Origin of the sequence: Agromyces sp. S2-1-8 (assembly GCF_021129215.1) — a bacterium.
In the GTDB taxonomy this organism is placed as follows: domain Bacteria; phylum Actinomycetota; class Actinomycetes; order Actinomycetales; family Microbacteriaceae; genus Agromyces; species Agromyces chromiiresistens.
Genome location: NZ_JAJOLP010000001.1, coordinates 2,847,286 through 2,870,134, shown reverse-complemented (window position 1 = coordinate 2,870,134; position 22,849 = coordinate 2,847,286). Strand labels below are relative to the sequence as shown.

Annotated in this window: 19 protein-coding genes; 16 read left to right on the top strand and 3 right to left on the bottom strand. The window is 71.0% G+C overall.

The features are described from left to right. The first annotated feature begins 36 nt into the window (after positions 1-36). Positions 37-726 (top strand): 1-acyl-sn-glycerol-3-phosphate acyltransferase, encoded by a 690-nt coding sequence (locus tag LR269_RS13115; protein ID WP_231431214.1) that lies wholly within the window; start codon positions 37-39, stop codon positions 724-726. A gap of 79 nt (positions 727-805) precedes the next feature. Continuing rightward, entirely contained in the window at positions 806-2,176 is a 1,371-nt protein-coding gene (locus tag LR269_RS13110; RefSeq protein ID WP_374201123.1) for a class II 3-deoxy-7-phosphoheptulonate synthase, read from the top strand. 159 nt (positions 2,177-2,335) lie between these two features. Here the strand turns inward: LR269_RS13110 and pknB are convergent, their stop codons facing one another. Next, positions 2,336-4,255, bottom strand: coding sequence for a Stk1 family PASTA domain-containing Ser/Thr kinase (gene pknB, locus LR269_RS13105; RefSeq protein WP_231431213.1), 1,920 nt, complete (start codon positions 4,253-4,255; stop codon positions 2,336-2,338). A 108-nt stretch (positions 4,256-4,363) separates the two neighbouring features. Continuing rightward, positions 4,364-5,599 (bottom strand): LysM peptidoglycan-binding domain-containing protein, encoded by a 1,236-nt coding sequence (locus tag LR269_RS13100; RefSeq protein ID WP_231431212.1) that lies wholly within the window; start codon positions 5,597-5,599, stop codon positions 4,364-4,366. Positions 5,600-5,839: 240 nt separating this feature from the next. Between LR269_RS13100 and LR269_RS13095 the strand changes: the two genes are divergently transcribed. After that, complete coding sequence (locus LR269_RS13095; protein ID WP_231431211.1) at positions 5,840-6,178, top strand: Rv2175c family DNA-binding protein; 339 nt, start codon at positions 5,840-5,842, stop codon at positions 6,176-6,178. Between the two features lie 6 nt (positions 6,179-6,184). On the opposite strand, the gene LR269_RS13090 is transcribed toward LR269_RS13095, so the two are convergent. Then, positions 6,185-7,297, bottom strand: a complete 1,113-nt coding sequence (locus LR269_RS13090; protein ID WP_231431210.1) for a polyprenyl synthetase family protein — start codon at positions 7,295-7,297, stop codon at positions 6,185-6,187. Positions 7,298-7,371: 74 nt separating this feature from the next. Between LR269_RS13090 and LR269_RS13085 the strand changes: the two genes are divergently transcribed. From LR269_RS13085 to LR269_RS19015, 13 genes are all read left to right on the top strand, one after another. Then, entirely contained in the window at positions 7,372-7,755 is a 384-nt protein-coding gene (locus LR269_RS13085) for a DUF3040 domain-containing protein (protein WP_231431209.1), read from the top strand. A 298-nt stretch (positions 7,756-8,053) separates the two neighbouring features. Beyond that, positions 8,054-8,485 (top strand): division/cell wall cluster transcriptional repressor MraZ, encoded by a 432-nt coding sequence (gene mraZ / locus LR269_RS13080; protein WP_231431208.1) that lies wholly within the window; start codon positions 8,054-8,056, stop codon positions 8,483-8,485. 104 nt (positions 8,486-8,589) lie between these two features. Continuing rightward, on the top strand, positions 8,590-9,543 hold the full coding sequence (rsmH, locus tag LR269_RS13075; RefSeq protein ID WP_231431207.1) for a 16S rRNA (cytosine(1402)-N(4))-methyltransferase RsmH: 954 nt from the start codon (positions 8,590-8,592) through the stop codon (positions 9,541-9,543). Further along, on the top strand, positions 9,540-10,172 hold the full coding sequence (locus tag LR269_RS13070) for a hypothetical protein (RefSeq protein WP_231431206.1): 633 nt from the start codon (positions 9,540-9,542) through the stop codon (positions 10,170-10,172). The genes rsmH and LR269_RS13070 overlap by 4 nt, the downstream gene beginning before the upstream one ends. A 49-nt stretch (positions 10,173-10,221) precedes the next feature. Continuing rightward, complete coding sequence (locus tag LR269_RS13065; RefSeq protein ID WP_231431205.1) at positions 10,222-12,045, top strand: penicillin-binding protein 2; 1,824 nt, start codon at positions 10,222-10,224, stop codon at positions 12,043-12,045. A gap of 13 nt (positions 12,046-12,058) precedes the next feature. After that, positions 12,059-13,606, top strand: coding sequence for a Mur ligase family protein (locus LR269_RS13060; RefSeq protein ID WP_231431204.1), 1,548 nt, complete (start codon positions 12,059-12,061; stop codon positions 13,604-13,606). Continuing rightward, positions 13,603-15,015, top strand: a complete 1,413-nt coding sequence (gene murF / locus LR269_RS13055) for a UDP-N-acetylmuramoyl-tripeptide--D-alanyl-D-alanine ligase (RefSeq protein WP_231431203.1) — start codon at positions 13,603-13,605, stop codon at positions 15,013-15,015. The genes LR269_RS13060 and murF overlap by 4 nt, the downstream gene beginning before the upstream one ends. A gap of 150 nt (positions 15,016-15,165) precedes the next feature. Then, entirely contained in the window at positions 15,166-16,260 is a 1,095-nt protein-coding gene (mraY, locus tag LR269_RS13050) for a phospho-N-acetylmuramoyl-pentapeptide-transferase (protein ID WP_231431202.1), read from the top strand. After that, positions 16,257-17,801: a UDP-N-acetylmuramoyl-L-alanine--D-glutamate ligase gene (murD, locus tag LR269_RS13045; protein WP_231431201.1), complete on the top strand. Its 1,545-nt coding sequence runs from the start codon at positions 16,257-16,259 to the stop codon at positions 17,799-17,801. Before mraY ends, murD begins: the two co-directional genes overlap by 4 nt. Next, positions 17,761-19,029, top strand: coding sequence for a putative lipid II flippase FtsW (gene ftsW / locus LR269_RS13040; RefSeq protein ID WP_231431200.1), 1,269 nt, complete (start codon positions 17,761-17,763; stop codon positions 19,027-19,029). The genes murD and ftsW overlap by 41 nt, the downstream gene beginning before the upstream one ends. Beyond that, positions 19,026-20,117, top strand: a complete 1,092-nt coding sequence (gene murG, locus LR269_RS13035) for an undecaprenyldiphospho-muramoylpentapeptide beta-N-acetylglucosaminyltransferase (protein ID WP_231431199.1) — start codon at positions 19,026-19,028, stop codon at positions 20,115-20,117. The genes ftsW and murG overlap by 4 nt, the downstream gene beginning before the upstream one ends. A gap of 93 nt (positions 20,118-20,210) precedes the next feature. Next, a complete protein-coding gene (gene murC, locus LR269_RS13030) occupies positions 20,211-21,611 on the top strand; it encodes a UDP-N-acetylmuramate--L-alanine ligase (RefSeq protein WP_231431198.1) in 1,401 nt (466 codons plus the stop codon). 13 nt (positions 21,612-21,624) lie between these two features. Next, positions 21,625-22,728, top strand: coding sequence for an FtsQ-type POTRA domain-containing protein (locus tag LR269_RS19015; protein WP_231431197.1), 1,104 nt, complete (start codon positions 21,625-21,627; stop codon positions 22,726-22,728). Positions 22,729-22,849 lie beyond the last annotated feature (121 nt).

The following is a 22,849-nucleotide window of genomic DNA, read 5'->3' as shown; positions in this document are numbered from 1 at the left end:
AGCTGAGTCGATGTCTCACGGGAAGGGAGCCGCGCGGTGTTCTACTGGATCATGAAGCACCTCGTGGTCGGGCCGATCCTGCTCTCGATCTTCCGGCCGTGGGTCGTCGGGCTCGAGAACGTGCCGAAGGAGGGTGCCGTGGTGCTCGCCTCGAACCACCTCTCGTTCATCGACTCGATCTTCCTGCCGCTCGTCGTCGACCGCCCCGTCGTGTTCCTCGCGAAGAGCGAGTACTTCACCGGCAAGGGGCTCAAGGGCTGGGCGACGCGCATGTTCTTCCAGGCCGCGGGGCAGCTGCCGATCGACCGTTCGGGCGGCAAGGCGTCCGAGGCATCCCTGAACACCGGCCTCCGGGTGCTGGCAGAGGGCAGCATCCTCGGCATCTACCCCGAGGGCACTCGCAGCCCCGACGGCAAGCTCTACCGGGGGCGCACGGGCGTCGCCCGCATGGTCCTCGAGTCGGGCGCACCGGTCGTCCCGGTCGCGATGATCGGCACCGAGCACGTCATGCCGATCGGCACGCGACTGCCGCGCGTGCGCCGGATCGGCATCATCGTCGGCGAGCCGATCGACTTCTCCCGGTTCGAGGGTCTGGAGGGCGATCGCTTCGTGTTGCGTTCCGTGACGGACGAGCTCGTGTACGCCCTGCGCGGCCTGAGCGGGCAGGAGTACGTCGACGTGTACGCCTCCAGCGTGAAGGAGCAGCGGGCCTCGCAATCGCGGTAGGCTCGGAGGGCGGCGGCGCGACGTGCGTCGCCGTTCCGTTTTCCGGCGCCGTGGCGCCCGCACCCTCCAGGACAGCCCAGTGGTACAGCTCGTCGAGCCCATCGTCAACGCAGATCCCTCCGTGATCGCGGGGCTCGACTATTGGCGCGACCTGCCGATCAAGCAGCAGCCCACCTGGCCCGACGCGGAGGCCGCCCGCGCCGCCTCGGCCGAGCTCGCCACGCTGCCGCCGCTGGTCTTCGCGGGCGAGGTCGACACGATGCGCGAACGGCTCGCGGCCGCGTCGCGCGGCGAGGCGTTCCTGCTGCAGGGCGGCGACTGCGCCGAGACCTTCGCGGGCGCGACCGCCGACCAGATCCGCAACCGGGTGAAGACCGTGCTGCAGATGGCCGTGGTGCTCACCTACGGCGCCTCGATGCCCGTCGTCAAGATGGGTCGCATGGCGGGCCAGTTCGCGAAGCCCCGCTCGAGCGACACCGAGACCCGCGGCGACGTCACGCTGCCCGCCTACCGGGGTGACGTCGTCAACGGCTACGACTTCACGCCAGAGTCGCGCACGGCCGATCCGAACCGACTCATCCGCGGCTACCACACGGCGGCGTCGACGCTGAACCTCATCCGCGCGTTCACGCAGGGCGGTTTCGCCGACCTGCGCCAGGTGCACTCGTGGAACCAGGGCTTCGCGCAGAACCCGGCGAACTCGCGGTACGAATCGATGGCCCGCGAGATCGATCGCGCCGTGAAGTTCATGGACGCCTGCGGCGCCGACTTCGAGGCGCTCAAGCACACCGAGTTCTACACGGGCCACGAGGGCCTGCTCATGGACTACGAGCGCCCGATGACCCGCATCGACTCGCGCACGGGCACCCCGTACGTCACGAGCGGGCACTTCATCTGGATCGGCGAGCGCACCCGTGAGCTCGACGGCGCCCACGTCGACTTCCTCTCCCGCGTGCGCAACCCGATCGGCGTGAAGCTCGGTCCGACGACGACGCCCGAGACGATGCTCGAGCTCGTCGAGAAGCTCGACCCGAACCGCGAGCCGGGCCGGCTCACCTTCATCACGCGCATGGGCGCCGGCAAGATCCGCGAGGCACTGCCGCCGCTGCTCGAGGCGATCAAGGCGAGCGACGCGAACCCGCTGTGGGTCACCGACCCGATGCACGGCAACGGCATCACGACGCCCACCGGTTACAAGACCCGCCGTTTCGACGACGTGGTCGACGAGGTGAAGGGCTTCTTCGAGGCGCACCGTGCCGCTGGCACGCACCCCGGCGGCATCCACGTCGAGCTCACCGGCGACGATGTCACCGAGTGCCTCGGCGGTTCGGAGCACATCGACGAGGCGACCCTCGCGACCCGCTACGAGTCGCTCTGCGACCCGCGGCTCAACCACATGCAGTCGCTCGAGCTCGCGTTCCTCGTGGCCGAGGAGCTCGCGTCGCGCTGAGCGGTCGCAGCAGAACGGCGCACGCCCCACGGGGCGTGCGCCGTTCTCGTCCATCCCGGCGCGGAGGTCCGGCATCTCGCGGTCGCGGTGCGCGGGGCTACGCGCGGTCGAGGCGTCGCGGATGCCGCGGCACTTGCGCGGCCGGCGGGGCCGCCGGGCTCAGAAGCCCTGGAAGTTCACCGTGACGGTCGAGCCGCGTTTCGCGTTCTGGCCCGCTTCGGGCGTCACCTTGGAGACGACGAAGGCATCGGGAGCGATGTCGGCGAGCACGTTGTAGTCGAGCGCGAATCCGGCGTCGGTCAGCAGCTGCTTCGCCTCGGTCCAGTTCTTTCCGACGATGTCGGGCACAGCGACGAGGTCCTGGCCCTTCGAGACGGTGAGCTCGACGGTCGAACCGGGGCGCATGGGGTCGTCGAGCCAGTCGGCGGTGACGACGCTGTCCTTCGCGACCGTGTCGGAGAAGACCGGCTCCTTGTACTTCACCACGAGCCCGGCGTCCTTGAGCTTCGCCTCCGCCTCCGCGGCGGGGGTGCCCTCGACGGGCGGCACGGCGCCGACCGACACGACGAGGGTGACGTCGCCGCGCTCGGGGTACGGCGACGGAAGCGGTGCCCCTTCGGCATCCAGCGCGGCGATGACGGAGCCGTTCTCGATCTCGGCGGAGAACTGCTTCACCGGGTCGAGCAGCGTGAACGCGGCGAGCTGGGACCGCGCCTCATCGAGGGGGACACCCACCACATCGGGCACGTCGAGCATCTGCGGCCCCTCGGACACGTAGAGCGTGACCGTCGAACCTCGGCGGGCGCTCTCGCCGCCCGCGGGGTCGGTGCCGGCGACCTGCCCCTTCGGGATCTCGGGGTCGGTGCGCGTCGCCGGATCGACGATGAAGCCGGCATCCTCGAGGGCTGCCGTGGCCTCCTCGGGCGACATCTTCGCGCTCACCGTCGGCACGCTCGCGTACGCGCCGGGGCCCGCGCCGAAATACCAGCCGGTGCCGCCCGCGAGTCCGGCGAGCAGCAGCACGAGGGCGAGGATCCAGTACCCGCGGCGCTTGCGGCGCGCGGCGCTCGCGGCGAGCACCGAGGCGTCGTCGTCGGGCTCGTCGTCGGACGGGGGCACCGCCGTGACGACCGGTGCCGCGCCGAGCACGCTGGTCTCCGCGGTCGGTACCGCGGCAGCGGCCATGGCCGACGGCAGCACCATCGTCGCCTGCGTCGTGATCGGCAGGTGCGATGCGCGCAGCTCGGGTTCGGCCTCGCGCAGCCGGTCGAGCAGCTCGCGTGCGTCGCGTGGGCGCTCCTCGGGGTCGCGACGGGTCGCCCAGAGCACGAGCTCGTCGAGCGATGCCGGAACGGCGGGGTTGCGCGAGCTCGGCGCGGGCACCTCGTCATTCGCGTGCTGGTAGGCGATCTGCATCGGCGCCTCGCCGACGTACGGCTGCTCGCCGGTGAGCATCTCGTACATCATGATGCCGACCGCGTAGATGTCGCTGCGGGCGTCGGCGACGCCGCGGGTGACGAGTTCGGGGGAGAGGTAGGCGATGGTGCCGAGCAGGGCCTGACCGGTCGCCGTGTTCGCGCTCGCGGCGCGCGCGAGGCCGAAGTCGCCGAGCTTGATGCGGCCGTCGTCGGCGAGCAGCACGTTCTCGGGCTTGAGGTCGCGGTGCACGATGCCCGCCTTGTGCGCGGCGGCGAGACCCGACAGCACCGCGTCCATGATGTCGACGGTCTGCTCGGGGGTGAGCTTCTTGTAGTCCTTGAGCAGGTCGCGCAGCGTGATGCCGGGCAGGTACTCCATGACGAGGTACGCCATGTCGGCGTCCTGGCCCTGGTCGAAGACGTTCACGACGTTGGGGTGGGCGAGTCGGGCCGCCGAACGCGCCTCCTGCACGAAACGCGTTTTGAACGTGTTGTCGTCGGCCAGGTGCCCGTGCATGATCTTGATCGCGACGCGTCGCTCGAGTCGGAGATCGGTCGCGAGGTAGACGGTCGCCATGCCTCCGCGGGCGATGCGCGAGCGCACCTGATAGCGGCCGTCGATCAGACGGTCGATCATCGGGTCCGCGGGCGCTGTGCTCACCGTTCGAGTCTACGAAAGGGCATATGCCGCAGGCCGAACAAACGCCGCCGACGCGCCGATCGCAATCCCATCGTGATCCTCAGGCGCCCTGCGCAGGTGACGGCCGGCTCAGCCGAGTTCGTCCACCCAGGCGCGAGCCTGCGCCTCCCACTTCGCATAGTGATCGGGATGCGCACTGTGCTGCACCGCCTGTGCGGCCTCGGCGAGCGGCATCGATTCCCATCCGGGAATGTCGAGGAGACCGGGCGCGCGCCCCACGTTGGGCCCGGTCGGTCCGCCGTAGAAGGCGGCGGCCGCACGATGGGCGTCGAGCACCTGCTCGGAGGTGCCCCAACCCTGGCTCGGCCGCTGTTGGAAGAGCCCTTGGGAGTCGCGGTCGCCGTGGCGGACGTTCTTCAGGCCGGACTCCTGCGCCGCCGCCGCGAGGGCGATGACGATGGCGCGGTCCGGCACGCCGAGCTCGCGGCCGACGTCGACGATGAGCTGGGCGTTCGCGCGCATCTCGTCGGTGAGCACGACGCTGACCGACGCGACCGTCGTCACCGGGACGGGGCGGGGGATCACCAGGCGCTGGCCGAGGCGGATGGTCGCCCGCTCGTCGAGGCCGTTCGCCTCGACGAGCGCGTCGACGCCGACGTGCTCGCGGGCGGCGATGTCCCACACGGTGTCGCCGGCGACGACGACGTGCACGTCGGCGGACGGCGTCGCCTCGCCCTCCTCGGGTGGCACGGGCTCGGTCCCCGCCGCCGCGTCCGGATCCGGCCCGGGCGACGGCGCCGCTCCCGGCGGCAGCACGACCTGCTCACCGGGGAAGATGAGCGACTGGCGGCCGAGTCCGTTCACGCGGAGCAGCTCTTCGAGGCCGACGCCGTATCGCGAGGCGATGCCGCTCATGGTGTCGCCCGCCGCCACCGTGTGCTTGGCGATCCCCTCGCGGCTGCTCGGAGTCGTGGAGGCCCGGCCGCCGGGCAGCGCCAGTCGTTGTCCGGGGAAGATGAGGCTCGACCAGCCGAGCCCGTTGTGCGCGAGTACCTCCGCGGTCGAGAGTCCGTAGCGCTCCGCGATGCCGCTGACGGTGTCGCCGGCGGCGACCACGATCTCTCGCGGCACCTCCGCCGTCGCGACGACGGGCGCTCGTGTCGCGCCCGCAGCAGGCGCCTTCGCCTTGGGCGACCGCTTGACGGGCTGCGGCGCCGCGTCGGCGGGCTGGGCGATGCCGAGGGTGACCGCGACGGCGCTCGCGACGGCGAGCGGAACGGTGAGCAGCCCCCGGATGCCTCGTGATCGCCCGCGACCGGACGGCCGGTCGTCGCGTCCGGCGGCGTCGTCGACGTCGTACGCCATGGTTCCCCCTTCGCCGGCCTGGTGCACCCGACTCCCGTCACGGTCGCACAGGGGCAGAGGCGAGTCAAACACCTCGCCGCGCGTCCGAGAACTCGGCTCGAGGGCCGGGGCTCGTGCTGCGTTTCCGGTGGTGCGGAAGCTCGCCGCGCGTCCGCCGACTCGCGGCTGCCGCCTGCGTTCCCGGACTCGGTGCGCGGTTCCGGCTTCCGCGTTCGCCCCCCGTCATGGCAGTCTTGCTTCGTGACCGATGCCGCCGAGACCACCTGGCTGACCGTTCCCGAACTCGTCGAACTCCTCGGGCAGAGCCCGTCGCGCATCCGGCGCCTCATCGATGACCGGCACCTCTTGGCCGCCCGTCGCGACGGCGTGCTCAAGGTGCCGTCGGTCTTCCTGCGCGACGATGCACCCCTGCCCGAGATCCACGGCACGGCCGTGCTGCTCTCCGACGTCGGGTTCAGTGACGCCGAGGCGCTCGAGTGGTTGCTCGCGGAGGAGGACAGCCTGGGAACGACCCCGATCGACGCGCTGCGCGCCGGCCGGAAGGCGGAGGTGCGTCGGATCGCCCAGGCGCTCCTCTGAGGCGCGTCAGCTCGATCGCCGGGTCACCGTCCGCACGAGTGCGCCGAGCTCCGAACGCGCAGCCTGGCTGAGCGGGGCCCGTTCGAGCACGGCGACCGCTCGCGCGGCGTGATCCGAGATCATCGACTCGAGCTCGTCGACGGCCCCGCATTCCGCGATCGTCCGCTGGAGCATGCGGATCTGGTCGGCGTCGAGATCGGGGTCGCCGAGGAGTTCGTCGAGCAGCCGGCGCTGTCCGGCCGAGAGTCGCTCCCGCGCGATCGCGACGAGCATGGTCCGCTTGCCCTCGCGCAGGTCGTCGCCACTCGGCTTGCCGGTGACCTCGGGGTCGCCGTAGACGCCGAGCAGGTCGTCGCGCAACTGGTAGGCGATGCCGAGCGGCAGGCCGAACTCGCGGAGCGCGGCCGACTGGGCGCCATCGGCCCCGGCGATCGCCCCGCCGATGACGAGCGGGGCCTCGATGCTGTACTTCGCCGACTTGTACACGATGATGCGCTCGGCACGCAGCCGCTGCTCGTCGTCGGGCTGCGCCACCCAGGCGCGCTCCTCGAGGATGTCGAGGTACTGGCCGGCCGTCACCTCCGTGCGCATCCGCATGAACTCGGTGCGCGCTGCTCGGGCGGCCGCACGATCGGGCAGGGCGTCGAGCCCCGCGTCGAGGAGTTCGTCGCTCCAGCCGAGCAGCAGGTCGCCGAGCAGGATCGCGGCGTCGATGCCGAACGCGTCGGCCTCGCCCGCCCAGCCCGACTCGGCGTGCAGCGTCTCGAAGAGGCGATGCGCCGAGGGGGCGCCGCGACGGGTGTCGGACTTGTCGATGATGTCGTCGTGCACGAGCGCCGCAGCGTGGAACAGCTCGAGGGCGGCGGCCGCGGAGACCACCGGTGCGAGATCGACCTCGTCGTCGGCGTCGAACGGATCGAATCCGCGCCCGTGCACGGCCTCCCACCCCCAGTAGCAGAACAGGGCGCGGAAGCGCTTGCCACCGCTGAGAAATCGCCGTGAGAAGAGGTCGAGCGGGTCGAGGTCGGGACTGATCGAACGGAGAATTGAGGTACGTTCGGCGAGGAAGTCCTCGATGCGTTCGTGAACCAGATCGACCAGCCGGGAACTGTGAGCCACCCGCCTAGCCTACCGAGGCGACGCGGGGCTAGAATGGACTCGGATGCGTCGATCCCGAGCCTGAGGGGAATGAGATGCCGCTTTCAGAGCAGGAGCAACGTCTTCTCGAGGAGATGGAGCGGAACCTCTACCGCAACGATGCCGACTTCGTGCATGCCGTCGGCGGTGTGCGCGGTCGGCGCCCGAATTACCGTGCGATCGTGCTGGGCGTCCTCCTCGCGGTCGCCGGCGTCGGTGCACTGATCGGCGGCGTCGCGTCGCAGATCCTGATCATCGGCATCGTCGGATTCGCACTGATGTTCGCGGGCGTCCTCGTCGCGATCACGCCAGGCAAGCGCGGTGCGGCGACTGCAGCTCCGACCGAGTCTCCGTCGAGCAGTGCGAAGCCGCGCTCCGGGGCGGGCTTCATGGATCGCATGAACGATCGCTGGGACCGCCGCCAGGAGGGCCGCGACTAGTCCCTCCACTTCCGACCACCTGAACGGGCCGATCTCCTGATCGGCCCGTTTTTCGTGTCTCCGGACCGGTTCGCGCCCCCGGGAGCGGGCCCGCCGACGACGCCCACGGCCCGCGACGCGCCCGTTCGCGCCATTTCAGTGCGATTTCCTCCACTCCGCTCCACCCGGCTGTATCCCCGTGTTTCCGCGGGACTTCTGTGCGACGCGCGCGAAATTCGAGCGTTTGTCGTTGATCAGTGGATGAAGGTGGAGTAAAGTGGGGTCACCTGGATCCTGGCCGGAGGAAAGGGGGTGGCGCATGTTCCTCGGGACCTACGAGCCGAAGCTCGATGAGAAGGGGCGCGTCATTCTTCCGGCCAAGTTCCGGGAGGAGCTGTCGAACGGGCTCGTGCTCACGCGCGGGCAGGAGCGCTGCATCTACGTGTTCAGCGCCCGCGAGTTCGAGAGCATGAGCGACAAGATCCGCCAAGCCCCCGTGACGAGCAAGCAGGCACGCGACTACATGCGCGTCTTCCTCTCGGGTGCCTCCGCGGAGACCCCCGACAAGCAGAACCGGGTCACCATCCCCGCCAACCTCCGCGGCTACGCGGGGCTCGACCGAGACCTCACGGTCATCGGCGCCGGCAGTCGGGTGGAGATCTGGGACCAGGCGGCGTGGCAGAACTACCTCGCCGAGCAGGAGGCGGCCTTCGCGGAGACGGCGGAGGAGGTGATCCCCGGACTCTTCTGAATCCTCGGGTCCCGACTCCCAGCCGGCCGGGCCTGGTGCACTTCCCCGCATCAGGACGAACGGATGGGGATCAGGGCGCGAGGCCCGGAAGCAGAGGCGGAATCATGGACATCGAACGAATCCACACCCCGGTCATGCTCGAGCGCACGCTCGAGCTGCTCGCGCCGGCCCTCGAGGCCGACGGCGCGGTCATGGTCGACGCCACGCTCGGCATGGGCGGGCACACCGCCGCGTTCCTCGAGCGCTTCCCGAAGCTCACGGTGATCGGGCTCGACCGCGACACCGACGCACTCGGCATCGCCCGCGAGCGGCTTGCGAAGTACGGCGACCGGGCGCGGTTCGTGCACACCGTGTACGACGGCATCGCACGCGCGGTGCGTTCGGAGGGCTTCAGCGAGGTGCACGGCGTGCTCTTCGACCTGGGTGTCTCCTCGCTCCAGCTCGATCGTGCCGAGCGCGGGTTCGCCTACTCGAAGGACGCCCCGCTCGACATGCGTATGGACTCGACGAAGGGTCGTACGGCAGCCGATGTCATCGCCGAGTCGAGTGAGGAGGAGCTGCGACGCATCTTCCTCGACTACGGCGAGGAGAAGCTCGCCGCCCGCTACGCCCGCGCGATCGTGCGGGCGCGTGCCGAGGCGCCGATCACGCGATCGGCCGAACTCGTCGCCGTGCTCCAGGCGGCGACACCCGTCGCCGTCCAGCGGCAGGGGCACCCGGCGAAACGGGTGTTCCAGGCGCTGCGCATCGAGGTGAACGAAGAGCTCTCGGTCCTCGAGCGGGCGATGCCCGCTGCACTCGACACCGTCGCGGTCGGCGGTCGCATCGTCGTGCTCGCGTACCAGTCGCTCGAGGACCGCATCGTGAAGCGCGTGCTGCAGGCGGCGTCGAGCTCGACCGCCCCTGCCGGTCTCCCGATGGAGCTGCCTGAGCACCGGCCGCAGTTCAAGCTCCTCGTCCGTGGCGCAGAGCTCGCCTCCGAAGCCGAGCAGGCGGAGAACCCGCGTGCCAAGCCGGTGCGCCTGCGTGCCGCAGAACGAGTGAGGAGGCCGTCATGAGTGCGCTGCCGGCCAACGTCCTGCCCGCCGAATCCAAGCCGGCGCCCCGGCGTGCGCCCGAGCGAGGGCGGTGGCTTCGCCCCGCACCCGAGCCGGGCCGCCGTGCGAAGCCGACGCTCGCCTACGCGATCATCGCGGTCGCGGGTGTCGCGGCGATCGTCGTCGCCCAGTTGCTGCTGTCGATCGCGATCACCCAGGGCGCCTACGACATCGACCACGCCCAGATGCAGCAGACGAAGCTCGATCGACAGGAGCAGCAGCTCCGCGAGGACCTCGACCGGGTGGAGTCGCCGCAGTATCTCGCCGCGAACGCCGAAGCGCTCGGCATGGTGCCGAACGCGAGCCCGGTGCTCCTGAAGCTCTCCGACGGTTCGGTGAGCGGCGATCCGACGCCGGCGCGCGCCGGCGCCGAGGCATCCGGGCCGCTCGTCCCGAATGCGCTCATCGACGGCGTGCCGCTCGTCACCGAGGAGCCTGCGGGGGAGACTCCGAAGAAGCAGGCGAAGGGGGGCGGCGAGCGGGCCGCCGCGGGCGCGGCGGGGGCCGCGGGCTCTGGAGGGGCGCAGACGCCCGAGGATCCCGCAGCACCGCCCGTGAGCGACGGGCTGCCGACGCCGGCGACCCACTAGCCGCAAGCCGTACGACCGTGCACCACCAGAAGGGCCGAGGAACCACCGGATGAAGCGAACGACCCGGCACCCGATGCGGAGGATCATCGTCTCGGCCGTACTGCTGGTCGTCCTCGTCGGCGTCTTCGTCGTGAAGCTCGTCGACATCCAGGTGGTGCGGGCGTCTGCACTCAACGCGCAGTCGCAGGACGCCCGTTCGACGCCCGTGAAGGTCTGGGGTGCGCGCGGCGACATCGTCGACGCGAACGGAACGGTCCTGGCGGACAGTGTCATGCGCTACGACATCGTGGTCTCCCCGAAGCAGGCGAAGCTGGCCGTCGTCGAGCGCGTGGCGTCGGCGTCGGGCGACACGACGAAGGAGGTCGACCTCACGACGGAGGAACTGGTCGCCGGTCTCACGCCGGCTGCGGCCGAACTCGCGCCCGTGGTCGGCCTGACGACGGACCAGGTCGTGGGGATCATCACCTCCAAGCTCGCGGAGAACCCCGACTCGGATTTCGCCTTCATCGCGAAGCAGGTCGACACGGCGACGTACGACGCGGTGAAGGCGCTCGAGATCGCCTGGGTCTATCCGGAGGAGCACCCGAGCCGCACGTACCCGAACGGCGCGGTCGGCGGCAACCTGCTCGGCTTCGTGCAGGCCGACGACGGCACGCCGCTCGCCGGGCTCGAGCTCGCGCAGGACCAGTGCCTCGCGGGCACCGACGGCGAGGTGAGCTACCTGCACAGCGCATCCGACTGGGTTCCCATCCCGGGCACCGAGATCGTGCAGAAGCAGGCGAAGGACGGCGGCACCCTGAAGCTCACGATCGACGCAGACCTCCAGTTCTTCGTCCAGCGCGTGCTCGAGGAGCAGCGACGCGCGACGGGTGCCGACTGGGCGACGGCCACGGTCATGGAGGTGAAGACCGGGCGACTGCTCGCGGTCGCCGACGTGCCGACGGTCGACCCGAACGACCCGTCCGCGACCGACGCCGACGACCGGGGGTCGCGCACCTTCACGGCGCCGTTCGAGCCGGGTTCGACCTTCAAGGCGATCACCGCCGCCTCGGTGCTCGACGCGGGCAAGGCCACGCCGCTCGACCAGATCGTCGCGCCCTACAAGTACTACCCGTCGAACGGCGCCGACATCAACGACAGTGCGTTCCACGAGGACGAACGGCTGACCCTCACCGGTGTGCTCATCGAGTCGTCGAACACGGGCATGTCGAAGTTCGGAGAGCGCCTCACCGACCGTCAGCGCTACGACGACATGAAGAAGTTCCACCTGGGCGAGCAGACCGAGGTCGGCTTCCCGAACGAGGAGACGGGCGACCTGCACGGCGACCCCGACGAGTGGGACAACCAGACGAAGTACGCGACCATGTTCGGCCAGGGCCTCACGACGACGGCCGTGCAGATCGCGAGCGCCTACCAGACGATCGCGAACGGCGGGGTGCGCATGCCCGTGCAGCTCGTCGACGGCTGCACGACGCCCGACGGCGAGACGACGGCGCCGCCCTCGAAGGGCGAGCGGGTCATCTCGGAGAAGGCGGCCGACGAGACCTCGCAGATGCTCGAGCGGGTCTACGCCGAGGGATGGCTCGCCGACACCTGGAACATTCCCGGCTACCGGGTGGCGGCGAAGACCGGTACGGCCCAGTTCGCCGACGGCAACGGGGGCTACCGGTCGGGCTACCTGGTCTCGGTCTCGGGCTTCGCCCCGGCCGACGATCCCGAGTTCGTGGTTTCGGTCAGCATCAACAATCCCGTTAAGATGAACTCGTCCGCCGCATCCGCGCCCGTCTTCCAGAAGGTGATGAGCCAGGTGCTGAAGAAGTATCGGACCGTTCCATCCGGCGCTCCGGCGCCCGATCTGCCAGCCACCTGGTGAGAAAGTTGGGTTCGTGACCGGATCGCCTCCAACGGCCCTCCGGCCGCAGCACCCGAGCCCTCGATCGCTCCGCGGCCTCGCCGAGGAGTTCGGGTTCGAGGTGCGCGGCGAGCTCGGCGACCTCGAGGTCTCCGGCGTCGGCCTCGCGTCGGGCTCGGTGCGCGCCGGCGACCTCTACGTCGGCGTGCCCGGGCGCAACGCGCATGGCGCCCAGTTCGCCGGCGCCGCGCGTGAGTCCGGAGCCGTCGCGCTGCTCACCGACGAGACCGGCGCGTCCATCGCCGAGGGCGCCGGCCTGCCGGTGCTCGTGACGGCCGACGCGCGCTCGGCGCTCGGCTCGGTCGCCGCCTGGATCCACCGCACCGAGGAGAACCCCGCCTCGACGTTCGCCGTGACCGGCACCAACGGCAAGACGAGCGTCGTCTACCTGCTCTACGGCATCCTCCGACAGCTCGGTGTCACGGCCGGCCTGACCTCGACGGCCGAGCGCCGCATCGGCGACGAGGCCGTCACGAGCTCCCTGACGACGCCCGAGGCGAGCGAACTGCACGCACTCCTCGCCCGCATGCGCGAGGTCGACGTACGAGCGGTCGCGATCGAGGTGTCGGCGCAGGCGCTCAGCCGCCATCGCGTCGACGGGCTGGTCTTCGACGTGGCGGGGTTCACCAACCTCAGCCACGACCACCTCGACGACTACGCCGACCTCGACCAGTACTTCGAGGCGAAGCGCGAGCTGTTCCAGCCCGAACGCGCCCGCCGCGGCGTCGTCACCGTCGACTCGGCGTGGGGCGACCGGCTCGTGGCCGAGTCGCGCATCCCCGTCACGACGCTCACGACCACCTCCGAGCGCGCGGCCGACTGGCGCGTCACCGTGCTCGACGAGCAGGCCGCGTTCACCGTGTTCGCCCTCGAAGGGCCCGACGGTCGCCGCATCGAGACGAAGGTGCCCCTGCTCGGCTGGTACATGGCGGCCAACGCGGCACTCGCGATCGTCATGCTCACCGAGGCCGGATACGACCTCGACCGCATCGCCGCGGTGCTCGAGCGGGACGGCGGCATCGACGCCTACATCCCCGGCCGCGCTGAGCGCATCTCGGGCGACCGCGGCCCCGTCGTCTACATCGACTACGGCCACAGCCCCGATGCGTTCCTGCAGACGCTCGGCGCGATCCGTCGCGTCACCGAGGGCCGGGTCATCATGCTGTTCGGCGCCGACGGCGACCGAGACACGACGAAGCGCGCCGAGATGGGCGCGATCGCCGCCCGCGGCTCCGACGTCGTCGTGATCACCGACTTCCACCCGCGCAACGAGGATCCGGCGGCCATCAGGGCCGCGCTCATCGCCGGTGCGCGCGAGGCGGTGCCCGATCGCGAGATCCACGAGATCCCCGACCCCCGCGCGGCATTCCGCGCTGCGCTCGCGCTCGCGCAGGATGGCGACGCCATCCTGTACGCGGGTCCCGGACACGAGGACTACCACGAGGTGAAAGGCGTCAAGATCCCGTACTCCGCACGTGAAGACTCGAAGCAGGCCCTGCGCGACGCGGGGTGGCTGTCGTGATCGCCCTGACGCTGGCCGAGGTCGCCGAGGCGACCGGCGGTGTACTCCGGCTCGACGGCACTGAGGCGACCCCGCTGACGGTGGTCGCAGGCGCGGTCACCACCGACTCGCGCGAGATCGGAGCGGGCGACCTCTTCGTCGCCAAGCGAGGCGAGTTCGACGACGGGCACCGCTTCGCACCCGCTGCCGCCGAACAGGGCGCGGCGCTCCTGATCGTCGAGCACGCGCTCGACCTCGCCGTGCCGCAGGTCATCGTCGCCGACTCGGTCGACGCGCTCGGCGCACTCGCGACCGAGGTCGTGCGCCGCGTCCGTGCGCTCGGACGGCTCCGCATCGTCGGGGTCACCGGGTCGAACGGCAAGACGACGACGAAGAACCTGCTCCGGGCGGTGCTCGAGCGCATCGGACCGACCGTCGCGGCCCGGGCGTCCTACAACAACGAGGTCGGCGCACCCGTCACGATGCTCGAGCTCACCGACGAGACCGAGTTCCTCGTCGCCGAGATGGGGGCCTCCGGCGTCGGCGAGATCGCGCGCCTCGTGAGGATGGCGCGGCCCGACGTCGGCATCGTGCTCAAGGTCGGGCTCGCCCACGCCGGCGAGTTCGGCGGAATCGAGCAGACGGTGCGGGCGAAGTCCGAGATGGTCACAGACCTCCTCGAAACCGACGTGGCCGTGCTCAACGCCGACGACCCCCGCGTCGTCCCGATGGCCGGCCTGACCGCTGCACGCGTCGTCTGGTTCGGACTCGGCGACGCCGCCGACGTGCGCGCCACCGACCTGCGCGTGCACGCGCGCGGCACCGACTTCACGGTGACGGTACCGGGTGGCGACGAGGCCCGCGTCCACTTCGGCGTGCTCGGCGAGCACCACGTCATGAACGCCCTGGCGGCGGTTGCGGCATCCCTGCAGCTCGGCGTCGGCCTCGCCGACATCGTGACCGCCCTCGAGCAGGTCACCCTCGCCGAGCGCTGGCGCATGCAGCTCATGGGCGGCCGCGATGACATCACCGTCATCAACGACGCCTACAACGCGAGCCCCGACTCGATGTCGGCCGCGCTCAAGACACTCGCCCAGGTGAAGACGCCCGGTACCCGCACGATCGCGGTGCTCGGCGAGATGAGCGAACTCGGCGAGTTCTCGGGCGAGGAGCACGACCGCATCGGCCTGCTCGCCGTGAGGCTCGGCATCTCGCAGCTCGTCGTCGTCGGGCAAGGCGCGCGTCGCCTGCACATCTCGGCGATCAACGAGGGCTCGTGGGACGGTGAGTCGGCGTTCGTCGAGACCGCCGACGAGGCGTTCGAGCTCGTCACCGCGAGCACGCAGCCCGGTGACACGATATTGGTGAAATCGTCGAACTCGGCGGGTCTCCGCCTGCTCGGCGACCGACTGGGAGAATGGTTCGCGTGAGCGCAGTTCATCATCACGGCGAGGCTGGGCAGGCGAACTGCCTGCTCGGCGACCGACTGGGAGAATGGTTCGCGTGAGCGCAGTTCACTACCGCAGCGGGACTGGCCGGCCCGACGGCCTGCTCGGCGACCGACGGGGAGGTCGGGGCGCGTGAGAGCACTACTGACCGCCGGGGCGTTGTCGCTCGCCTTCACGCTGTTCCTGACGCCGCTGTTCATCCGGCTGTTCACCCGCCTCGGCTGGGGGCAGTTCATCCGCGACGACGGGCCGCAGAGCCACCACGTCAAGCGCGGCACGCCCACGATGGGCGGCATCATCTTCATTCTCGGCACGCTGTTCGGCTATTTTTCGGCGACGCTGCTCACGGGTGAGGGCGCGACCGCATCGGGCCTGCTCGTGCTGCTCATGATGGTGGGCCTCGGCGTCGTCGGATTCGTCGACGACTTCCTGAAGACGCGCAAGAAGCAGTCGCTCGGCCTCGGCGGCTGGGCGAAGGTCGGCGGCCAGGTGGTCGTCGCGACGGTCGTGGCGCTGCTCGCCCTGCAGTTCCCGAACCACATGGGCGTGACGCCCGCGAGCACGAAGATCTCGTTCATCCGCGATCTGCCGCTCGACTTCATGGTGTTCCCCACGGTGATCGGCATCCTCCTCTACGTCATCTGGAGCTGCCTCATCACCGTCGGCGCCTCGAACGGCGTCAATGTGACCGACGGTCTCGACGGCCTCGCAGGCGGCGCCTCGATCCTCGCGATCGGCTCGTTCGTCATCATCGGCTTCTGGCAGTTCAACCAGTCGTGCGCGGCCGTCGGACTGAACGAAGACGACCGGTACCGCTGCTACGACGTGCGCGATCCGCTCGACATCGCCATCGTCGCCACCGCGATCGTCGGCGGCCTCATCGGCTTCCTCTGGTGGAACACGAACCCCGCCAAGATCTACATGGGCGACACCGGCTCGCTGGCCTTGGGCGGTGCCCTCGCCGCGCTCGCGATCGTCAGCCACACCGAGCTCCTCGTCGTCATCATCGGCGGCCTCTTCGTCATCGAGACGGGCTCGGTGATCGTGCAGCGGGCGTACTTCAAGCTCACCCACGGCAAGCGCATCTTCCTGATGAGTCCGATCCATCACCACTTCGAGCTCAAGGGCTGGGCCGAGGTCACGATCGTCGTGCGCTTCTGGATCATCGCCGGACTCTTCGTGGCCGCCGGCGTGGGCGCGTTCTACTTCGAGTGGCTGCAGCGTTGACGGCGGATGACCCGGGCCGCGCCGCGAACCGCCTCGACACGCTGACGAGCTGGAACGCCGACTGGCGTGGTCTCCGTGTCGCCGTGCTCGGCGTCGGCGTGACGGGTTTCGCCGTCGCCGACACACTGACGGAGCTCGGCGCCGAGGTGCTCGTCCTCGCCCCCGACGTCGACGACGACCGCGCGCGGATCCTCGACGTCATCGGCGCGCGGCTCGTGCGGCACCCGCTCGACGCGGTGCCCGACGAGCTCGTCGCGTTCGCCCCCGACGTCGTGGTCGCCTCACCGGGATTCCATCCCGACCATGCCGTCCTCGGATGGGCGGGGAGCGAGGGCGTGGCGGTATGGGGCGACATCGAGCTGGCCTGGCGGGTGCGCGACAAGGTGAACGCGGCCGAGTGGATCCTCGTGACCGGCACCAACGGCAAGACCACGACCGTCCAGATGACTGCGACGTTCCTCGCGGCGAACGGCCTGCGCGCGGCGCCGTGCGGCAACATCGGCGTGCCCGTGCTCGACGCCGTGCGCGACCCGGCGGGCTTCGACGTGCTCGTCGTCGAGCTGTCGAGCTACCAGCTGCACACGTTGCCGACCACGGGTCCCGGCGCCGTGCACCCGTGGGCGAGCGTCGTGCTCAACCTCGCCGACGACCACCTCGACTGGCACGGCTCGTTCGAGGCCTACCGCGCTGCGAAGGCGAAGGTCTACGAGAACACGAAGGTCGCGTGCGTCTACAACCGCGCCGACGAGGCGACCCTGCGCATGGTCGAGGACGCCGAGGTCGAGGAGGGCGCCCGCGCCATCGGCTTCGGGCTCGACGTGCCCGGACCGAGCGACTTCGGCGTCGTCGACGGGATCCTGTGCGATCGGGCGTTCCTCGATGACCGGCGTACGGCCGCCCTCGAGCTCACGACCCTCGACGAGCTCGAGCCGCGCGGGCTGGCCGCGCCGCACGTCGTCGCCAACATCCTCGCCGCCTCCGCGCTCGCGCGTTCCCACGGGGTCCCGGTCGGTGTGATCCACGACGCACTCGCCGAGTTCCGGCTCGACGCCCACCGCATCGAGACCGTCGCCGTCGCCGGTGGCATCCGCTGGATCGACGACTCGAAGGCGACGAATCCGCATGCCGCCGAGGCATCCCTGAAGGCCTTCGGCCGGGTCGTCTGGATCGTGGGCGGCCTGCTCAAGGGCGTCGACGCCGACTCGCTCGTCGCAGCGCACGTCGGCCGGCTGCGCGCCGCGGTCGTCATCGGTCGCGATCGCGCCGAGCTCGTCGATGCGTTCCGGCGACACGCGCCGCAACTGCCGCTCTTCGAGGTCGTCGCCGACGACACTGAGCAGGTGATGCCCGATGCGGTCGCACTGGCTGCGGCGGTCGCCGAGGACGGGGACACCGTGCTCCTCGCGCCCGCGGCGGCGTCCATGGACCAGTTCGCCGACTACGGCGATCGCGGCCGGCGGTTCCACGAAGCGGTCAGAGCGATGCTGGGAGGTGAGGCGGATGGCGACTCCGCCCCGCACGAGCCGCCCGCAGAAGGCTGAGCCCGCCCAGCAGGGCGTCTCGGCGGCGCGGATCCGCCTGGGGCGGTTGTTCCGCGCCGAGTCGGCCGACTACTTCCTGCTGCTCGGCACGACCCTCTTCCTGGTCGTGCTCGGCCTCGTCATGGTGCTCTCCTCCTCGCTCGTCGAGTCGTACCTCGAAGACGGCGGCCTCCTCGACCAGGCGGTGCGACAGGGCGTGTTCGCCGTCATCGGCATCCCAGCCATGCTCATCGCGAGCCGGCTGCCAGAGCGATTCTGGATGCGCGTCGCCTGGCCGGCGCTCATCGTCACCTGCATCCCGCAGCTGCTCGTCGTGGCGACCCCGATGGGCATCGAGGTCGGCGGCAACACGAACTGGCTCGCGATCGGCCCCGTGCAGTTCCAGCCGTCGGAGTTCATCAAGGTCGCCCTGGTCATCTGGCTCGGGCTCATGGTCACGAAGAAGCAGGACCGGCTCGACGACTTCACGCACGGCATCCTGCCGATCCTGCTCGTCGGCGGCGGTGCGATCGGGCTCGTGCTCCTCGGCGGCGACCTCGGCACCGTCATGATCATGGGCGCGATGCTGCTCGGCGCGCTCTTCCTCATCGGGGTGCGGCTCCGGTTGCTCCTGCCGCCGATCATCATCGCCGTCGTCGGGTTCGTGATCGTCGCGTTCTCGAGCGAGAGCCGCATGCGCCGCATCACCTCGTTCCTCGACGCGAACTGCGAGGCCGGCGGCACGGGCGACGCGGTCAACGACTGCTGGCAGATCCAGCACGGTACCTTCGCCCTCGCGAACGGCGGCATCTTCGGCGTCGGCCTCGGGAACTCTGCGGCGAAGTGGTCGTGGCTGCCGGCAGCCGACAACGACTTCATCTTCGCGATCATCGGCGAGGAGCTCGGCCTCATCGGCGCGATCGTCGTGATCGGCCTGTTCGTACTGCTCGCGATCGCCTTCGCGCGGGTGTTCCGCGGCGCGGGCACGCCGTTCGGCCGGGCGGCCACGGCGGCGGTCATGGTGTGGGTGATCGGCCAAGCCTGTGTCAATATCGGTGTCGTGCTCGGAGTCTTCCCCGTCCTCGGTGTCCCGCTGCCGCTCGTCTCCGCGGGAGGCACCGCCCTGCTCACGACCCTCGTCGCGATCGGCGTCGTCCTGTCGGTCGCGCGGACGCCCGAGGCATCCGCCCGCCTCGCCGCCCGTTCGGCGGCGCGAAGGGCCCGTGCGGCGGAGCGAGCCGCGCGATGACCGTCTACCTGCTCGCCGGCGGCGGAACCGCCGGCCACGTGAACCCCCTGCTCGCCGTCGCCGATCGCCTGCGCGAGCGCGATCCCGACGCCGAGGTGCTCGTGCTCGGCACGGCCGAGGGGCTCGAGGCGAGGCTCGTGCCGGCTCGCGGCTACGAGTTGCTCACGATCGCGAAGGTCCCCTTCCCGCGGCGGCCGAACCGTGCCGCCGCCGCGTTCCCGGCGCGGTTCCGTCGTTCGATCTCGGATGTCTCGGGCATCATCGCCGGTCGTGGTGTCGACGTCGTCGTCGGCTTCGGCGGGTACGTCTCGACTCCCGCCTACATCGCTGCGCGACGTGCCGGCGTCCCGGTCGCGGTGCACGAGGCGAACGCGAAGCCGGGCCTCGCGAACCGGCTCGGCGCCCGCCGCGCGGATGCCGTCGGCGTCGCGTTCGAGGGCACGCCGCTGCCCGGCGCCGAGGTCGTCGGCATGCCGCTCCGCCGCGAGATCGAGACGCTCGATCGCGCTGCGCTCCGAGGCGAGGCCGCGGGGTTCTTCGGACTCGACGCGTCGAAGCCCGTGCTCCTCGCGACCGGTGGTTCGCTCGGCGCACGTCGCATCAATCGCACGATGGTCGACAGTGCCGAGGCGATCACCGGTGCCGGCTGGCAGGTGCTGCACATCACGGGCGCGACTTCCGAGGTCGACGATCCCGGTGTCGCCGGCTACCGGATGGTCGAGTACGCCGACCGCATGGACCTCGCCCTCGCCCTCGCCGACCTCGCGGTATCCCGAGCGGGCGCGGCGACCGTGAGCGAGCTCTCGGCCCTCGGCATCCCCGCCGTGTACGTGCCGTACCCCGTCGGCAACGGCGAGCAGCGGTTCAACGCCGCGGGCGTCGTCGCGGCCGGTGGCGGAATCCTCGTCGACGACGCCCGGTTCCTTCCCGAGTGGGTGGCCGCCGAGCTCGTGCCGCTGCTCGCCGACCGCGAACGCGTCGCCGCGATGGCATCGGCCGCGGCGACGGCGGGCGTCGCCGACGGCACCGACCGCATGGTCGCCCTCGTCGACCGCGCGCTCGGCGGGGGAGCCGCGGGCCGCGCCTGAGACGCGTAACGTGGAAGCAGCGGAACCACCCGCCCCGAACGCGCCCGCCGGCGCACCGACGACCCCGACCGCACCGAGGAAGAGCGCCCGAACGTGACCATCAAGCCCGATCTCTCGATCCAGATCCCCGCCGAGCTCGGCGCCGTGCACTTCGTCGGCATCGGGGGGTCCGGCATGAGCGGCATCGCGCGCCTGTTCATCGGTGCCGGCCATCGGGTGACCGGCTCCGACGTGCGCGACTCGGCGAACATCGCCGCGCTCCGCGAGCTCGGTGCCGAGATCGCGATCGGGCACGACGCCGCGAACCTCGGCGACGCCGAGGCGGTCGTCGTGACCGGCGCGCTCTGGCAGGACAACCCCGAGTACCAGCTGGCCCTCGAGCGCGGGCTGCCCGTGCTGCACCGCTCGCAGGCGCTCGCCTGGCTGATCTCGGGCCAGCGCCTCGTGTCGGTCGCCGGCGCCCACGGCAAGACCACGTCGACCGGCATGATCGTCACCGGCCTCCTCGCGCTCGGGGCCGATCCGAGCTTCGTGAACGGCGGCGTCATCGACGGGCTGGGCGTCTCGTCGTCCGCAGGCGAGGGCGAGCTCTTCGTCGTCGAGGCCGACGAGTCCGACGGCTCGTTCCTCCTCTACGACACCGCCGTCGCGCTCATCACGAACGTCGATCCCGACCACCTCGACCACTACGGCTCGCGCGAGGCGTTCGAGCAGGCGTTCGTCGACTTCGCCGACCGCGCCTCGGAGTTCGTCGTGATCTCCTCCGACGACGCCGGTGCGCAGCGCGTGCACGAGCGGCTCGGCCACGCGAACGTCGTCACGTTCGGCGAGGCGGCGGATGCCTCGGTGCGGGTGCACTCGATCGAGACCGACGGCCCGGTGGCCTTCGTCATCGCCTACGACGGTGTCGACTACGCGGCGAGGCTGCGCATCCCGGGCAAGCACAACGCGATCAACGCCGCAGGCGCGTTCGCCGTGCTCGTCGGGCTGGGCTTCGAGCCGGCCGCCGCGCTCGAGGGCATCTCCCGCTTCACCGGCACCGGTCGCCGCTTCGAACTCCACGGCACCGTGGGCGGCGTGAGCGTCTACGACGACTACGCGCACCACCCGACGGAGGTCGCGGCGGCACTGGCCGCGGCGCGCACCGTCGTCGGCGACGGACGCATCATCGCCGTGCACCAGCCGCACACCTACAGCCGCACCCAGGCCTTCGCGAAGGAGTTCGCCGAGGTGCTCGAGGAGTTCGCCGACGAGACCGTCGTGCTCGACGTGTACGGTGCCCGCGAGGATCCGGTGCCCGGGGTGACGGGCGCACTCGTGAGCGAGCGGTTCGCCGATCCCGAGAAGGTCGCGTTCATCGCCGACTGGCAGGCGGCCGCCGACCACACGGCGAAGATCGCCCGCGACGGCGACTTCGTCATCACCCTCGGCTGCGGTGACGTCTACCGCATCGTGCCGCAGCTGCTCGGATCGCTCGAGCGGGAGCGCGGGTGACGGCGGGCCGCGCGTGAAGCGGCCGCAGGGCTTCGACGGACGCACGCCGCGGCGCCCGAGGCGAACGCCGGCGCCCGAGCCGCGGGGCGGTGCGGACGCCCCCGCGGCGGGAGCCGATCCGCTCGGCGCCGTACGAGCGCCCGCGCCCGCCGGCGCGGCCGGTCCGTCGCTCCGCTACGGCGGGAGGGACGCAGCCGACCGCGTCACGACCGAGCCGATCGTCGTGGTCGAACCTTCCGTGACGATTCCCGTGGGCGGTGCCGTCCGAGCACCGGGCGCCGCGGCGCCCGAGGTCGAACCCGGGCCGGCTGCCGCGACGGCGGACCATACCGGCGATCGGCCGGCCGATGCGAAGTCGGCCAGGCGCGCACTCGCGGCCGCCGAGCGCGAACGCCGGCGTTACGAGAAGCAGGAGGTGCGCCGGTTCACGAAGCGGTCGCGCCGTCGTCGGCTCACCTGGTGGATCGCGGGCGGAGCGGTCGCGGCCGTGACCGTCGGCATCGTCGCGGGCGCGTACTCGCCGCTCATGGCGTTGCGCGAGGTGCGCGTCGAAGGAGCCTCGCGCATCCCCGCCGACTCGATCGCGGCCGCGTTCGACGGCCAGCTCGGCACCCCGCTGACCCTCATCACGGGCGAACAGGTGCATGCGGCACTCGCGGACTTCCGGCTCATCGAGACGTACTCGGTCGAGACGATCCCGCCCGGCACGCTCGTGGTGCGGATCGTCGAGCGCACGCCGGTCGGCGTCATCGAGGCGAAGGGCGGCGGTCTCGAGCTCGTGGACGCGGCCGGGGTCGTCATCGACCGGCCGGCCGAGCGTCCCGACGGGCAGCCGCTCATCGAGGTCGACGGGGGCGTCGGCTCCGAGGGCTTCAAGGCCGTCGCCGCGGTCGTGCGGAGCCTCCCCGCCGAGGTCCGCAGCCAGCTCGTCGGCGCCTCGGCGGAAACTCCCGACGACGTGCGGCTCGAGCTCGCGGGCGGGGTGCCGGTCGTCTGGGGCGGCGCGAACGACTCCGGTCTCAAGGCCGACGTGCTCGCGACGCTCATGAAGGCGGCGCCGCCCGACACGGTGCCCGGCTACGACGTCTCGTCGCCGGAGGCTCCGATCACGGGTTGACGCGGGGCGCCGGAGGGTTCGCGAGGGGCCCGGGCGACCATCTCGACGGTCGGATCGCGACACGCCGGGCTCGCCTTGCTCGACGCGCCCGCGCGGCGACCTACCGTCGTCTCAGGAATTG